Below are 14,031 nucleotides of genomic sequence, written 5' to 3'. Positions count from 1 at the left end.
CACGGCAGTCACCACCCCTCCCCCAGCTCACACCAGACCGTCTTGCTGCTCGCCCCCTGCTCGACGCCCCACCGCAACGAGACCGCGTCCAGCAGGGCCAGACCGCGCCCCGTCTCGTCGTCCCCGGCGGCACGGCTCAGCACGGGCCAGGCGCGCGGTTCGGGGTCCGTGACCGCCACGCGGATCCGTCCGGCGCCGCCGGTGACTCTCACCGTCACGGGGGTGCCCTCGCCGAGGTGTCGGATCACGTTGCTGAGCAGCTCGCTGACGCAGAGCTGCACGTCGGGGTGGGGGCCGTACGGGTGTCCGCTCAGGACGCGGCGGAGTTCGGGGACCGCCTTGGGGACGGCGAGCATGCCGACTTCGAAGTCGAGGGTGGGGGTGGGGGCAGGGTTGGTGTTGGGGTCTTGCATGGGGGTACGCCCTTCCGTGCGCTCTGTGACGCTTCGGTCACACAGTGACGTGGGGTGGCGTAGCGTGACAGGGGTTTGGGTTCCACAGCGCGAAGTGTGGAGGCGGTCAACTGTGGCGTCACGCAAGGACATCGACGGCTCGGCGAGCGTCCCCGCCTTCTACGGCAAGGAGCTGCGCTGGAAACGGGAGGCGGCGGGGCGCACGCTCCAGGAGACTGTGGAGGGCAGCTACTTCGGGGCGTCGTACCTGAGTGAGATCGAGCGGGGCCAGCGGCGCATGCCGATCGAACTGGCCAGCCATGTGGACCAGTTCCTGCAGACTGACGGCTTCTTCGAACGGCGGTGTGGAGATGTCCACAAGGCCCGGCGAAGCAAGCACGCCGAGTACTTCGCCCACGTCGTAGACCTGGAGGGGCGCGCGAAGGAGATCGAGGAGTGGAACCCCACCCTCATCCCGGGACCGCTCCAATTGGAGCCGTACATCCGGACGGTTGTTCACGCCGCCCTCCCCCGTGAGACCGAGGAAGCAGTCAAGGCCAAGGTAGAGGCGCGACGCGAGCGGGCGTGGCTCTTCGAAGAAGCGAGGGGGCCCGAGTGCTGGCTCGTCATGCACGAGTCGATCCTCCGACAGCCGATCATCGGCGAGGAAGCGATGGCGGAGCAGCTCGCCCACATCGTCGCTGTCGCCCGACACCGCCGCTTCATTCCACAGATCCTCCCGTGGAACGCCGGGGCGCACCCCTTCATGATGGGCGCGACTTGGCTCATGACCTTCGCGGATGCCCCGCCGCTCATGTACACGGAGAGCATGTACAGCGGGCAGATCATCGATGAGCCTGATCTCGTGGAGCAGTACACGAGGGCGTACGGTCGCCTCAAAGCTGCGGCTCTGCCGCCCGAGGAGTCCTTGAAGATGATCGCGAAAGCAGCGGAGGATTACGGAAATGGCAAACCTGGGCGCTGACTTGCACATCGGCGAGTGGCGCAAGAGCAACTACAGCAACGGCACCGAAGGGCTCTGCCTGGAGGTCTCCGACGGCCACCCCGGCATCGTCCCCGTCCGTGACTCCAAGGCCCCGCACGGCCCGACCCTGGTGATCCCCGCGACCGCATGGTCACCGTTCATCGCGGCTGTTGCGAACGGCCAGCTGACCCCGTAGGAGGAAGGCGCGTCGCAGGGCCGGCCGCTAGGCCAAGTCCACGGGCCGCGATGCGGGACAGGGCTCGCTGGTCGGCGGGGGACAGTGGGGCCGGCACCAGCTCGCGGCGAGAACCCGCTGCCCCTCGGCGGTCGGATGCTGCGGGCCGGGCGACGGGCGGCCGATCACGTCGTGCGCCGCGGTGCCACAGGGGGCGTTGCGTGGCGCACGGGTGACCTCATGAGGCGGGGTGGCTCAGGCGGGCAGGTCACCGGTGTAGCGGTAGATGTTCCCGGCTGCGTTGACACCCCACACGTTGGTCCTGGACCCCGCCGCGATCCGCACGAGCGCCCCACTGATCTGCTTCCAGTCGGCCATGTGCCGACTCCTCTCCACTGGGAAGTGCTGCACGGCAACGCTGCCCAGCAGAACGGTTCTTTCCATCATCGGATGTAAGGAAAGAACAGGATTGTTGTCCATAAGTACACGTTTACGGGGTGCCCCACCCGCTCCCACTGCGCTGATGCCGACGCACAGGGCCATCAGAAGACGCGAATCACCGTCACTCGTGTGGGTGGCCCGCTGGCAAGGCGCTGACATGGAAGCGTCAGCTCGTACGGACGCCCCGCTGCCAGCCGTGATCGTCTACCCGACAACGCGAATATTGGCGATGCGCCATGGACCAGGCGCCTCTGGTCGCCCTACCGTCCTCGTGCGGCAGGGAAGGAACGGCCCGGCCCTGCGTCAAAGGAGGCGACTATGGCGCGTGAGGAACTGACCCGCCTTACCGGCAGTGTCGGCGGACCCGACTGTGACGACGACGATTGCCCGAACGTCTACCGGACCGAAAGTGGTTCATTCGTCGTCCAAGGCGCCCTGTCCGACACCTTTGCTCCGCCTGCCGGCGAGGGTCTGGTGGAGATTCCCGAACACGTCCTGAAGGAGGCGTTCCGTGCTCTTGGATGGTGAGGACTGGCGTCGGTTCTTCGACTCCTTCGAGCGGGAAGCGTGGCGGTTCGAGGCCCAGCCGACCTACACCATGCCCAGGGAGCAGGAGAACGTCACCCGCTTCTTGAGGGGCGAGGACAGGCCCGCCGAGCACAATGCCCGCTGGCATGAGCGGGTACGCGGCTACGTCGAATCCGGCAGACGCATAGGCCGCGTCCGCATCGTGCGCCGACCGCTCACCGATTACCAGCGGTACCAATTCGCCTGGGGAATCCCGGCCAACATCGCGGCCGGTGAGGACGTCCGGGTCCTGGATGTGACGCGGGAGGACTACGGCCTGCCGCTCTCCGGGCGTGACTGGTGGATGTTCGACGAGTCCCGCATCGCCCATCTGAATTTCCGGCCGGACGGAACTCAGATCAATCGCGAGGCGTACGAGGGTGACGCGGCCCCCTACCGGGAGTGGAAGCGCATAGCTCTGGAGCACGCCGTGCCCTTCGAGGAGTATGTGAAGGGCCTTGACGTTTGACCCGGGGCAGATGGGCCAGTCAAAGGCCGAACTGGCGGAAATACTCCGCACCATGCGCAAGCGAGCCGGCCGTACGCAGGTCTGGCTCGCTCGGCGCTGCAACGTGTCCCAGACAAAGCTCAGCAACATTGAGACAGGCCGGGTCACGCCGGGACTTGTCGATGTGGAATTGATTCTCAGAGCCCTTGGAGCGCCCCCGGAACTCGTAGTAGAAGTGGCTGCTCTCGCCCGGCTCGCCAATACGGAGTGGCAGGGCAAGCGGGCATCGTGGCGCCGAGGACTGGAAAAGCGGCAAGCAGAGCTGGCCGGCCTCGAAGCGGAGTCCGCGGAACTCCGCTACTTCCTGCCGGCCATGGTGACGGGCCTCTTGGCCACACCCGAGTACATCAGGGCCGGCCTTGGCCACTCACCGGTGGATGTCACCAAGACGGTGGCCAGGAAGCTGGAACGGCAAGCGCTCCTCTACGACAGTGCGAAGCGGTTCACCTTCCTGCTGACGGAGCAAGCCGTGAGGTGGGCCGTGGTCCAACCTCCGGCTATGGCCGTGCAGATCGACCACCTCGTCTCGGTTTCACGTCTCCCTCACGTGCGTATCGGAGTCGTCCCGCTGGGAACCGTGGTCGGGCGCGGGCCGATGAACACCTTCACCATCTACGACCAACGGTTGACAACCGTCGAGACTTTCACGGCGCGCATAGTTTTTCAGGACGCCAGAGACATCGCGGAACACCTTGATGTGTTCGACCTGTACGAGCGTCACGCAGTGTTCGGCGAAGAGGCCCGTGCCCTGCTCCAAGAATGGGCCACCATCTACCGGTCATGATTTTCTATCCCGCAACACGGATAAGTCTGGCTTGTTTGTTCTGGGTGGCTGATGATTTCACTGACTCTGAGTCCACCGTTCCCATCTGATCCCAACGGAAGGTGAACCATGCCCGGAACCGATCTGTACGGCCTCCCCCTCTCCGAGGCAGCCGTGTTCAGCAAGGCGTGCGGTGGCAACACGCACCCGGACGGCGAATCATGCGTGACTCTCGCAAAGATCGGCGAGGACGCCTGGGCGATGGGTGACAGCAAGCGGCCCGACGTCACGCCGCTGCGCTTCACCACGGCCGAGCTGGACGCGGCCGGTATCGACCCGGCGAGGTTCGGGCTTTCCGCCTGACCACGCAAGTGCCTCCGGCCGGGCCCCGCTCACTCCGCAGGGCGGGGACCGGCCGGACTCCTCCACTCCGTACTCCCCCGAACGGGACGACAGTGCACCACCATGGCTATCTGTGGATCGGCTCCAAACAACGGTTCGACGAGGACGCTCTGCGCCGACCCCCACCCCCGCACCCGCCCCCGGAGGGCAGCCGGCCCGAGCCGGCCCAACGCCACCGGGAGGTGAAGGCGGAGTTCCCTGTCGTGGACCTGCCGCCGATGGAAACGGCGTATTGGCTGATCAAGCCGGAAAAGCTGATCCGAGGTACGTGGGAGGAGCCGAAGGAGGCCGCGGACTGGCTCGGGGAGCGGCTGGCCGAGTACGCGCCCCGGTTCGACTCCATGCCCTACCGGGACCCTGCGCGCCTCGCGATGTTGGTCGACTCCGCCGCCGGACGGCTCGGCTGGGGCGGGGATGTGGCCCACGGTTGCTATCTGGAACGGCCCTCGCTCCTGTCCGTTGCGCTCGTGTGCTGCTCACCGAATCGCTCCCGGCCCGAACTCGCCTGCCCGGCGAGGGCCGTCAGCGGGTGAGGACACCCCGCTGCCAGACCGCCGAGACCAGCGGTACGCCCGGGCGGTACGCCAGGTGTACGTGGCTCGGGGCGTCCAGGAGGGACAGGTCCGCACGCGCGCCCTCGCGGAGGGTGCCGATGTCCGTGCGGCGCAGGGCCTTCGCGCCGCCTGCCGTGGCCGACCAGAGTGCCTCGTCGGGGGTCATGCCCATGTCCCGTACGGCGAGGGCGATGCAGAACGGGACCGAGGACGTGAAGGACGAGCCGGGGTTGCAGTCCGTGGAGAGGGCCACCGTCGCGCCCGCGTCGAGGAGGCGGCGGGCGTCCGGCCACTCGGCGCGGGTGGAGAACTCGGCGCCGGGGAGGAGGGTCGCCACCGTGTTGCCCTGGGCCAGGGCCTCGACGTCCGCGTCCGTGAGGTGGGTGCAGTGGTCGGCCGAGGCGGCGTCCAGCTCCACGGCCAACTGGACGCCGGGGCCGTAGGAGAGCTGGTTGGCGTGGATGCGGGGGTGCAGGCCCTTCGCCTTGCCCGCCGTCAGGATCGCTCGGGCCTGGTCGCTGTCGAACGCGCCCTTCTCGCAGAAGACGTCGATCCAGCGGGCGTGCGGCGCGCAGGCGTCCAGCATCTCGCCGGTGACGAGCTCCACGTACGCCGCCGGGTCCTCCGCGTAGTCCGGCGAGACGATGTGCGCGCCCAGGAACGTCACCTCGTCCGTGTGCCGCGCCGCGATGCGCAGGGCGCGGGCCTCGTGCTCCGTGGCCAGGCCGTAGCCCGACTTCGTCTCGAACGTGGTCGTGCCCTGGCGGAGGGCCTCGCGGAGGTAGTGGGTGAGGTTCGCCTCCAGCTCCGCGTCCGTGGCCTCGCGGGTCGCCGCGACCGTGGTGCGGATGCCGCCGGCGGAGTAGGGGCGGCCCGACATACGGGCGTTGAACTCCTGGGTGCGGTCGCCCGCGAAGACGAGGTGCGAGTGGGAGTCGACGAAGCCGGGGATCACGGCGCGGCCGTCCGCGTCGTACGTGGTGTCCGTGGGCGGTGCCTTCGTGGCGGGGCCTACCCAGGCGATCTTCTCGCCGTCCAGGACTACGGCGGCGTCCGTCAGCAGGCCCAGGGGGCTTCCGTCGCCCTGTGTGGGGTCGTTGGTGACGAGGCTCGCGATGTTGGTGATGAGGGTGGTGGGCATGGCGTCTCCGAGGTGGGGGGTGGGGGCTGGGGTTCGAAACCGGGGCTCCGCCCCGGACCCCGCTCCTCAAACGCCGGAGGGATGGAACATTCGGGTAGGGGCGAGTTTGGAGAATGTGTCAATCTCTCAGCGCCGCCACCGCCTCCGTCAACGCCCCCGGCACATCGGGCACCAGCGCATGGGACCCGTCGCGTACGACATGACGGCCCCCCACCACCGTGTGCCGCACGTCCGCCGCCGTCGCCGCGAAGACCGCCGTCTCGGCGGCCAGGCGGGGGACGGGGCCCGCCGTACGGACCGAGTCCAGGGTGATCGTCGTGAGGTCCGCCAGAGCGCCCCGCTCGATGACGCCCGCGTCGGGCCAGCCGAGTGCCGCGTGGCCGTCGGCCGTGGCCGCCCGTAGCAGCGCCGCCGCCGTCCAGTGGCCCCGCGTGTGCGAGCGGAGACGTTCGTTCAGCTCCATTGCCCGTGCTTCTTCGAGGAGGTCGATGACGGCGTGGCTGTCGCTGCCGAGGGAGAGGGGGCTGCCCGCCTGTTGGAGGCGGACCGCCGGGCCGATGCCGTCCGCCAGGTCGCGTTCCGTCGTCGGACACATGCACGTGCCCGTCGTGGTGCGGCCGAGCAGTGCGATGTCCTCGTCGGTGAGGTGCGTGTTGTGGACGCCTGTCGTGCGGGGACCGAGGACTCCGTGGTCCGCCAGCAGCCGCGTGGGCGTGCAGCCGTGCACCGCCTGGCAGGCGTCGTTCTCCGCCGTCTGTTCGGAGAGGTGGACGTGGAGCGGGGCGCCTCGCTCCGACGCCCACTGTGCGACCACGCCCAACTGGCGGGACGGGACCGCACGTACGGAGTGGATCGCCGCTCCGACGCGGGCGTGCGGACGCTCCTTCAGCGCCGAGGCCCGCTCGGCCCACGCCTCGGTCGTGCCGTCGGAGAAGCGCAGCTGGTGGCGGTTCGGGGGCTCGCCCCGCGTCTCGGAGAGCAGTCCTGAGGCCACGTACGCCGTGTCCAGGAGCGTGATGCGCACGCCCGCGTCCGACGCCGCCTGGATCAGCGCCTCGCCCATCGCGTTGGGATCGGCGTACGGGGTGCCGCCGGGCCCGTGGTGGAGGTAGTGGAATTCGCCGACCGTCGTGATGCCCGCCAGCGCCATCTCCGCGTACACCGCGCGCGCGAGCGCGTGGTACTTCTCGGGGGTCAGGCGGTCCGCCACCCCGTACATGACCTCGCGCCAGGTCCAGAAGGTGCCGGAGCCGACCTGGACGGTGCCGCGCAGCGCGCGGTGGAAGGCGTGCGAGTGGGCGTTCGCCAGGCCGGGGAGGGTGAGGCCGCGCAGGATCGTCGCGCCGGGCGGGGGCGCCTCGACGTCCTTGCGGACGGCCGTGATCCGGTCGGCCGTCACCTCCACCGCCACGCCCGGCTCGACGTGGGTGCCGAGCCAGGCGTGCTCCAGCCAGTACGTGTCCGTCTCCGTCCGCTCCGTCGTCACGTGCACGCCAGCCCTTCCAGTACGTCGGCGAGTGCGGTCACCCCGGCCAGGCAGTCGTCCTCGGCGGCGTACTCGGCCGGGGAGTGCGAGACGCCCGTGGGGTTCCGTACGAACAGCATGGCGGTGGGGATGGAGGCGGACAAAATACCCGCGTCGTGGCCCGCGCCCGTGCCGAGGACGGGGATCGGGTGGGCCGCCTCCCCGGTTCTCGCGCGCAGGATCGTGCCGAGTTCGTCGCGCAGGGCGTGCCCGAACTCGACGATCGGCGTGAAGGACTCGCGTACGACGTCGAGGTCGATGCCGTGGCGCTCCGCGTACTCCCGGGCGGCCTTCTCGATGCCCGTCACGACCGTGTCGAGCGTCGGCTGGTCGGCGGCGCGTGAGTCCAGCCAGCCGCGCACGAGGGAGGGGATGGCGTTGACGCCGTTCGGCTCTACGGAGATCTTGCCGAACGTCGCCACCGCGCCCGCCAGTTCCGCTTCGCGGCGGGCGGCGAGGACCGTCTCCGCGTACGTCAGCATGGGGTCCCTGCGGTCGGCCAGGCGGGTCGTGCCCGCGTGGTTGGCCTCGCCCCGGAAGTCGAAGCGCCAGCGGCCGTGCGGCCAGATGGCGGACGCGATGCCCACGGGGTCGTCCGACAGGTCCAGGGCGCGGCCCTGTTCGACGTGCAGCTCCACGAACGCGCCGATCCGGGCGAGGCGTTCGGGGTCCGGGCCGATCGTCGACGGGTCGTATCCGGCGGCCTCCATCGCCTGGGGGAGCGTCACTCCGTCGCCGTCCCGCAGCTCGCGCGCGGCCTCGGCGGTGAGCTGTCCGGCGGTGAGGCGGGAGCCCACGCAGGCCAGGCCGAAGCGGGCGCCCTCCTCGTCGCCGAAGTTGACGATCGCCAGAGGCTTCGCGAACTGCGCATTTCGGGCGCGCAGTTCGTCCAGGGCGGCGAAGGAGGAGACGACTCCCAGGGGGCCGTCGAAGGCGCCGCCGTCGGGGACGGAGTCCAGGTGGGAGCCCGTGACGATGGCGTCCCCGGCCGCGGGGTCGCCCAGCCAGGCCCACTGGTTTCCGTTGCGGTCCAGCTCGTGGGTCAGGCCCCTCGACTCCGCCTGTTGCCTGAACCAGGCTCGGCAGTCGGTGTCGGCCCCCGTCCAGGCGTAGCGGCGGTAGCCGCCTGTACCGGCGTCGCGGCCGATGGGGCTCAGGTCCCGCCACATCTCCTGGAAGGAAGGGGCGGAGGCCACGGGGTTCTGCCCCGGACCCCGCTCCTCGAACGCCGGAGGGGCTGAACTTCCCGTCACTCGCCTTCACCCTCCCGCATCGGAACCCGTACGCCCTTCTCGTCCGCCACCGACTCCGCGATGTCGTAACCGGCGTCCACATGCCGGATGACGCCCATCCCGGGGTCGTTCGTCAGGACGCGGCGGATCTTCTCGCCCGCCAGCTTCGTGCCGTCGGCGACCGAGACCTGGCCCGCGTGGATGGAGCGGCCCATGCCGACGCCGCCGCCGTGGTGGAGGGAGACCCAGCTCGCGCCCGACGCCACGTTCACCATCGCGTTCAGGAGCGGCCAGTCGGCGATCGCGTCGGAGCCGTCGAGCATGGCCTCCGTCTCGCGGTACGGGGATGCCACCGAGCCGCAGTCCAGGTGGTCGCGGCCGATGGCGAGGGGGGCCTGGAGTTCGCCGCTCGCGACCATGTCGTTGAAGCGCTCGCCCGCCTTGTCGCGCTCGCCGTAGCCGAGCCAGCAGATGCGGGCCGGGAGGCCCTGGAAGTGGACGCGCTCGCCGGCCATCCTGATCCAGCGGTGGAGCGATTCGTTCTCCGGGAAGAGGTCCAGGATCGCCTTGTCGGTCTTGTGGATGTCGGACGCCTCGCCCGACAGCGCCGCCCAGCGGAAGGGGCCCTTGCCCTCGCAGAAGAGGGGGCGGATGTACGCGGGGACGAAGCCGGGGAAGGCGAAGGCGCGGTCGTAGCCCGCGAGCTGGGCCTCGCCGCGGATCGAGTTGCCGTAGTCGAAGACCTCGGCGCCCGCGTCCATGAAGCCGACCATCGCCTCGACGTGCCTGGCCATCGACTCGCGGGCCCGCGTCGTGAAGCCCGCCGGGTCCTTCGTGGCGTACGACTGCATCTCGTCGAAGTCGACGCCGGTCGGGAGGTACGCGAGCGGGTCGTGGGCGGAGGTCTGGTCCGTCACGATGTCGATGGGCGCGGACTCGGCGAGCATGCGGGGCAGGAGGTCGGCGGCGTTGCCGAGCAGGCCGATGGAGAGGGGGCGACGGGCGTCACGCGCCTCGACGGCGAGCTGGAGGGCGTGCTCCAGGGAGTCGGCCCGCACATCGAGGAACTTGTGCTCGATGCGGCGCTCGATCGCGCGCGGGTCGACGTCGATACAGATCGCGACGCCGTCGTTCATGGTGACGGCGAGCGGCTGGGCGCCGCCCATGCCGCCGAGGCCGGCGGTGAGGGTGATCGTCCCGGCGAGGGTGCCGTTGAACTTCTTCGCGGCGACCGCGGCGAATGTCTCGTAGGTGCCCTGGAGGATGCCCTGCGTGCCGATGTAGATCCAGGAGCCCGCGGTCATCTGGCCGTACATGGTGAGGCCCAGCTGCTCCAGGCGGCGGAACTCCTCCCAGTTCGCCCAGTCCCCGACGAGGTTGGAGTTGGCGATCAGGACGCGCGGCGCCCACTCGTGGGTCTGCATCACGCCGACGGGGCGGCCCGACTGGACGAGCATCGTCTCGTCCTGCTTGAGGGTCCGGAGCGTGCGCACCATGGCGTCGAACGACCGCCAGTCGCGGGCGGCCTTTCCCGTGCCGCCGTAGACGACGAGCTTGTCGGGGTGTTCGGCGACCTCGGGGTCGAGGTTGTTCTGGAGCATCCGGAGGGCGGCTTCCTGCTGCCATCCCAGGGCGCTGAGTTCCGTGCCGCGCGGCGCTCGTACGGGGCGGGGTCCTGACATGGGGCGGTGCCTCCTCGGATGAGACTGCTGTGACCTGTCACCTGTCACCTGGGGCCTTATTATTCACATCCTGATGGGCTGAATAGGGCTAGTCAATAGCGAACGAATGCGCGAGTACACCAGCGGCGTCCGCGGCCCGGATGATTGGCTGGATCACATGGGCCACGACGAGGACAACGACCGGACGCAGGACTTCCACGCGGGCGCCGCCCCCACCCCGGGCGCCGGTGCCCCCACCCCGGGCGCCGATGCCCCCACCCGCCGCGACCAAGCCATCCGTGCCGCCGTCGAGCAAGGCATCGTCGGCCCCGCCACCCCCCTCACCTGCCTCCTCGACACCGCCGGCATCCGCGCGAGCGCCGCCGCCCTGCGCGCCGCCTTCGAGGCGGTCACCCCGCCCGGCACGCCCGTCCTGCACGCCTTCGCGGTGAAGGCCACCCCGCTCGTCCCGGTGCTGCGGCTGCTGCGCTCGGCGGGGATCGGCGCCGAGGTGGCGAGCCCCGGCGAGCTGGCCCTGGCGCGGGCCGCCGGTGTGGCGCCCGCCGACACGGTCCTGGACTCCCCCGCCAAGACGCCCGCCGAACTGCGCCAGGCGCTCGCCCTCGGCATCGCCGTCAACGCCGACAACCCGCAGGAGCTGGCCCGCGTCGACGCCCTGGTCCAGTCGGCGCCGACCGACTCCCCCGTCGGGCTGCGCGTGAACCCGCAGATCGGCGGCGGCTCGATCGGCGCCCTGTCGACGGCCACGGCCACCTCCAAGTTCGGCATCCCGCTGCTGGACGAGGGCGCCCGGGAGTGGGTGGTCCAGGCCTGCCTCGACCGGCCGTGGCTGACCCGGCTGCACGCGCACTCCGGTTCGCAGGGCATGCCCCTGGAGATGATGGTGCGCGGTGTCGGAGCGACGTACGAACTGGCCGAGGAGATCAACGAACGCGCCGGGCGGCGGCAGATCGACACCATCGACATCGGCGGCGGCCTGCCCGTCAACTTCGGCTCGGACGAGGAGAGCCCGACGCACGCGCAGTACGCGCGCCGCCTCAAGGCGAGGGTGCCGGGGCTGCTCGACGGGCGGTACGGCCTGGTCACCGAGTTCGGCCGGTCGCTGCTCGCCAAGCACGGCACGGTCCTCGCCCGCGTCGAGTACGCGAAGAAGGCGGGCGGCAGGCCCATCGCGGTGACGCACGCGGGCGTGCAGGTGGCGACGCGGACGGTGTACGCGCCGCTCTCGTGGCCGCTGCGGATCGCCGCGTACGACGCGAAGGGGCGGCCCAAGAGCGGGCCCGCCGTCGGCCAGGACATCGCGGGCCCGGCCTGCTTCGCGGGCGACCTGCTCGCCGAGAACCGCCCGCTGCCGCTGCTCGAACAGGGGGATCACGTGGCGGTCCTGGACACCGGCGCCTACTACTTCACGGCCCACTACGCCTACAACAGCCTTGCCCGGCCCGGCATCCACGGCTTCGCGACGTACGCCGACGAGGTGCGGTTCGCCGCCGCGCGTGAGCCGCAGACGCTCGACGAGATCGTGGCGGAGGCGGGCGGCGGCTCGGAACGGGACGCGCTGCGGTACCTCTGAGGTTCCTCAACGCGGTACCTCTGAGGTTCCTCAACTCGCGCATAGTGACCTGGATCACGGGCAGACCCTCCCTCCCAGGCCACGTTCTCGGGGGAGGCTCCTGTGACGACATCCGGCACGCCCACCGCCGCACCACCACCGCCCGCCGACGACGGCGCGCTGCACCGCGCCATCGGCCCCAAGCTGCTGATCCTCTTCGTGATCGGCGACATCCTCGGCACGGGCATCTACGCCACCACCGGCAAGGTCGCGGGGAAGGTCGGCGGCGCGCTGTGGCTGCCGTTCGCGATCGGTTTCGTCGTGGCGATCCTGACGGCGGCGTCGTACGTCGAACTGGTCGGCAAGTATCCGAAGGCGGCCGGGGCCGCGCTCTACACCCAGAAGGCGTTCAAGACGCCGTTCCTCACCTTCATCATCGCCTTCATGGTGATGTGCTCGGGGCTCTCGTCGGCGAGCGCGGCGGCCCGCGCCTTCAGCGGTGACTACCTCGGTGAGCTGACGGGCGACGCGCTGCCGCCGACCCTGATCGCGATCACCTTCATCGTCCTGCTCGCGGCGCTGAACATGCGGGGCGTCTCGGAGTCCGTGAAGACGAACGTGGTCCTGACCCTCGTAGAACTGACCGGTCTCGCGATCATCCTCGCCATCGGCGCGTACGCCGTACTGAGCGGGGACGGCGAACCCTCCCGCCTCACCGACTTCGAGGCCGGCGGGGGCGGCACGGGCTACGCCCTGATGACCGGGGTGCTGGGGGCGACCGCGCTCGGCTTCTTCGCCTTCGTGGGCTTCGAGGACTCGGTCAACATGGCCGAGGAGACCAAGGACCCGGTGCGCACCTTCCCGCGCGCGATCTTCATCGGGGTCGCGGTGACGGGCACGATCTACGTCCTGGTGGCGCTGGTCTCGTCCCTCCTGGTCGACTACAAGACGCTGGAGGGTTCCAGTGGGCCTCTGCTGGAGGTGGTGAAGGCCGGTGGCGTCGACTTCCCGCACAAGCTCTTCGCGCTGATCGCCCTCTTCGCGGTCACCAACTCGGCGCTGATCAACATCATGATGGCCTCGCGGCTCTGCTACGGCATGGCCAACGAACGCATCCTGCCGCGCGCCATGGGCCGCGTCCTCGCCAAGCGCCGTACCCCGGTCGTCGGCATCGTCTTCGTCTCGCTCCTCGCGGTCGGCCTGGTCTCGACGGGCGAGATCGAGGGGCTCGGGGACACGACGGCGTTCCTGCTGCTCTGCGTGTTCGCGGTGGTCAACGTGGCGGTACTGGTCCTGCGCCGCGACCCCGTCGACCACACGCACTTCCGCACGCCGACCGTCCTTCCGGTGCTCGGCGCGATCACGGCGGTGATCCTGGCGAGCCCGCTCGCCGACCGTCCCGCGGAGGTCTACATCCGCGCGGGCATCCTGATCGTCATCGGGGTGGCGCTGTGGGTGGTCAACAAGATGGTGCTGAAGGCGCGGGGCGAGGAGTGACCCCGGGCGTCACACGGCGGCGGTGCGGCGCCGCGCCCCGCCCGGCAGGGCGTCACCCGCCGCCGGGCCCGTGATGCGGTACGCCTTGACCGTCTTGCCCACAGGGGCGCCCGCCCCGCGTCCGAGCCAGTCGACGCGTACCCACAGGAGCACATCGCCGTCCCCCTCCCGGCGGCCGAGCCAGGCGGCCTTCGCCCACAGGCCGACTCCCGCGCCCGCCAGCACCGCGCCGCCCGCCACGGGCAGGGCGAAGGCGCTGCCGAGCGCGGCGAGGAAGGCGGCCACGAGCCACCAGCGGTGCCCGCGCCGCCAGTTGCGTACGGTCACCGACCGGCTCTGGAGCACGTCGTACTTCCCGGCGCGGGTCGCCTCGCGGGCGAGGGCGGTGTAGCGCTTCCTACGGGCGTACGCGATGACGGCGGCCGTCACGATGAACAGCGCGGCCCCGGCGAGCGCGCCGATGCGCCGCCCGGTGAGCCCGTCCGGCAGCGCCCCGACACCGGCGGCGGCCACCCCGAGCCACCACAGGGGCGCCGCCCCGGCCCGCACCACCACCGGCACCCTCACCAGACCATGTCCGCCGCGTCCCACGTCGTCGCCTCCTGTGCCGCCGCT

General features: G+C 70.4%; 16 protein-coding genes. 9 read left to right on the top strand and 7 right to left on the bottom strand.

Annotated elements, in window-relative coordinates:
- Positions 1-8: 8 nt before the first annotated feature.
- Positions 9-413, bottom strand: coding sequence for an ATP-binding protein (locus ACWDVB_RS07095; protein ID WP_451518785.1), 405 nt, complete (start codon positions 411-413; stop codon positions 9-11).
- A 112-nt stretch (positions 414-525) separates the two neighbouring features.
- Here ACWDVB_RS07095 and ACWDVB_RS07090 point away from each other — a divergent pair, with 112 nt between their 5' ends.
- Together ACWDVB_RS07090 and ACWDVB_RS07085 are read left to right on the top strand one after the other, a co-directional pair.
- A complete protein-coding gene (locus tag ACWDVB_RS07090) occupies positions 526-1,377 on the top strand; it encodes a helix-turn-helix domain-containing protein (RefSeq protein ID WP_451518784.1) in 852 nt (283 codons plus the stop codon).
- The gene (locus ACWDVB_RS07085; protein ID WP_451518783.1) at positions 1,358-1,573 is read left to right on the top strand and encodes a DUF397 domain-containing protein; all 216 of its coding nucleotides are present in this window, start codon (positions 1,358-1,360) and stop codon (positions 1,571-1,573) included. Before ACWDVB_RS07090 ends, ACWDVB_RS07085 begins: the two co-directional genes overlap by 20 nt.
- A gap of 234 nt (positions 1,574-1,807) precedes the next feature.
- Here ACWDVB_RS07085 and ACWDVB_RS07080 read toward each other — a convergent pair whose 3' ends face one another.
- Positions 1,808-1,930, bottom strand: coding sequence for a tectonin domain-containing protein (locus ACWDVB_RS07080; protein WP_451518782.1), 123 nt, complete (start codon positions 1,928-1,930; stop codon positions 1,808-1,810).
- Positions 1,931-2,311: 381 nt separating this feature from the next.
- On the opposite strand from ACWDVB_RS07080, the gene ACWDVB_RS07075 reads away from it, so the two are divergent.
- From ACWDVB_RS07075 to ACWDVB_RS07055, 5 genes are all read left to right on the top strand, one after another.
- Positions 2,312-2,521 (top strand): hypothetical protein, encoded by a 210-nt coding sequence (locus ACWDVB_RS07075; RefSeq protein ID WP_451518781.1) that lies wholly within the window; start codon positions 2,312-2,314, stop codon positions 2,519-2,521.
- Positions 2,505-3,029, top strand: coding sequence for a DUF6879 family protein (locus ACWDVB_RS07070; protein ID WP_451518780.1), 525 nt, complete (start codon positions 2,505-2,507; stop codon positions 3,027-3,029). Before ACWDVB_RS07075 ends, ACWDVB_RS07070 begins: the two co-directional genes overlap by 17 nt.
- Entirely contained in the window at positions 3,019-3,852 is an 834-nt protein-coding gene (locus tag ACWDVB_RS07065) for a helix-turn-helix domain-containing protein (RefSeq protein ID WP_451518779.1), read from the top strand. Before ACWDVB_RS07070 ends, ACWDVB_RS07065 begins: the two co-directional genes overlap by 11 nt.
- Positions 3,853-3,960: 108 nt before the next feature.
- A complete protein-coding gene (locus tag ACWDVB_RS07060) occupies positions 3,961-4,194 on the top strand; it encodes a DUF397 domain-containing protein (protein WP_451518778.1) in 234 nt (77 codons plus the stop codon).
- A gap of 92 nt (positions 4,195-4,286) precedes the next feature.
- Entirely contained in the window at positions 4,287-4,766 is a 480-nt protein-coding gene (locus tag ACWDVB_RS07055) for a hypothetical protein (RefSeq protein ID WP_451518777.1), read from the top strand.
- Here the strand turns inward: ACWDVB_RS07055 and hutI are convergent.
- The 4 genes from hutI to hutU all read right to left on the bottom strand — a co-directional run bounded on the left by hutI (position 4,756) and on the right by hutU (position 10,367).
- Positions 4,756-5,928, bottom strand: coding sequence for an imidazolonepropionase (gene hutI, locus ACWDVB_RS07050; RefSeq protein ID WP_451518776.1), 1,173 nt, complete (start codon positions 5,926-5,928; stop codon positions 4,756-4,758). The genes ACWDVB_RS07055 and hutI overlap by 11 nt on opposite strands.
- Before the next feature lie 118 nt (positions 5,929-6,046).
- Entirely contained in the window at positions 6,047-7,414 is a 1,368-nt protein-coding gene (locus ACWDVB_RS07045; RefSeq protein ID WP_451518797.1) for a formimidoylglutamate deiminase, read from the bottom strand.
- A complete protein-coding gene (locus ACWDVB_RS07040) occupies positions 7,411-8,622 on the bottom strand; it encodes an allantoate amidohydrolase (protein WP_451518796.1) in 1,212 nt (403 codons plus the stop codon). The genes ACWDVB_RS07045 and ACWDVB_RS07040 overlap by 4 nt, the downstream gene beginning before the upstream one ends.
- Positions 8,623-8,702: 80 nt before the next feature.
- The gene (hutU, locus tag ACWDVB_RS07035; protein ID WP_451518775.1) at positions 8,703-10,367 is read right to left on the bottom strand and encodes a urocanate hydratase; all 1,665 of its coding nucleotides are present in this window, start codon (positions 10,365-10,367) and stop codon (positions 8,703-8,705) included.
- A 157-nt stretch (positions 10,368-10,524) separates the two neighbouring features.
- Between hutU and ACWDVB_RS07030 the strand changes: the two genes are divergently transcribed.
- Together ACWDVB_RS07030 and ACWDVB_RS07025 are read left to right on the top strand one after the other, a co-directional pair.
- Positions 10,525-11,940 (top strand): diaminopimelate decarboxylase, encoded by a 1,416-nt coding sequence (locus ACWDVB_RS07030; RefSeq protein ID WP_451518774.1) that lies wholly within the window; start codon positions 10,525-10,527, stop codon positions 11,938-11,940.
- Positions 11,941-12,042: 102 nt separating this feature from the next.
- A complete protein-coding gene (locus ACWDVB_RS07025; protein WP_451518773.1) occupies positions 12,043-13,416 on the top strand; it encodes an APC family permease in 1,374 nt (457 codons plus the stop codon).
- Positions 13,417-13,425: 9 nt separating this feature from the next.
- Here ACWDVB_RS07025 and ACWDVB_RS07020 read toward each other — a convergent pair whose 3' ends face one another.
- Positions 13,426-14,007, bottom strand: a complete 582-nt coding sequence (locus tag ACWDVB_RS07020) for a hypothetical protein (RefSeq protein WP_451518772.1) — start codon at positions 14,005-14,007, stop codon at positions 13,426-13,428.
- Positions 14,008-14,031 lie beyond the last annotated feature (24 nt).

This window comes from Streptomyces sp. NPDC003379, from assembly GCF_053589195.1.
This window is presented reverse-complemented; position numbering and strand designations above follow the sequence as displayed.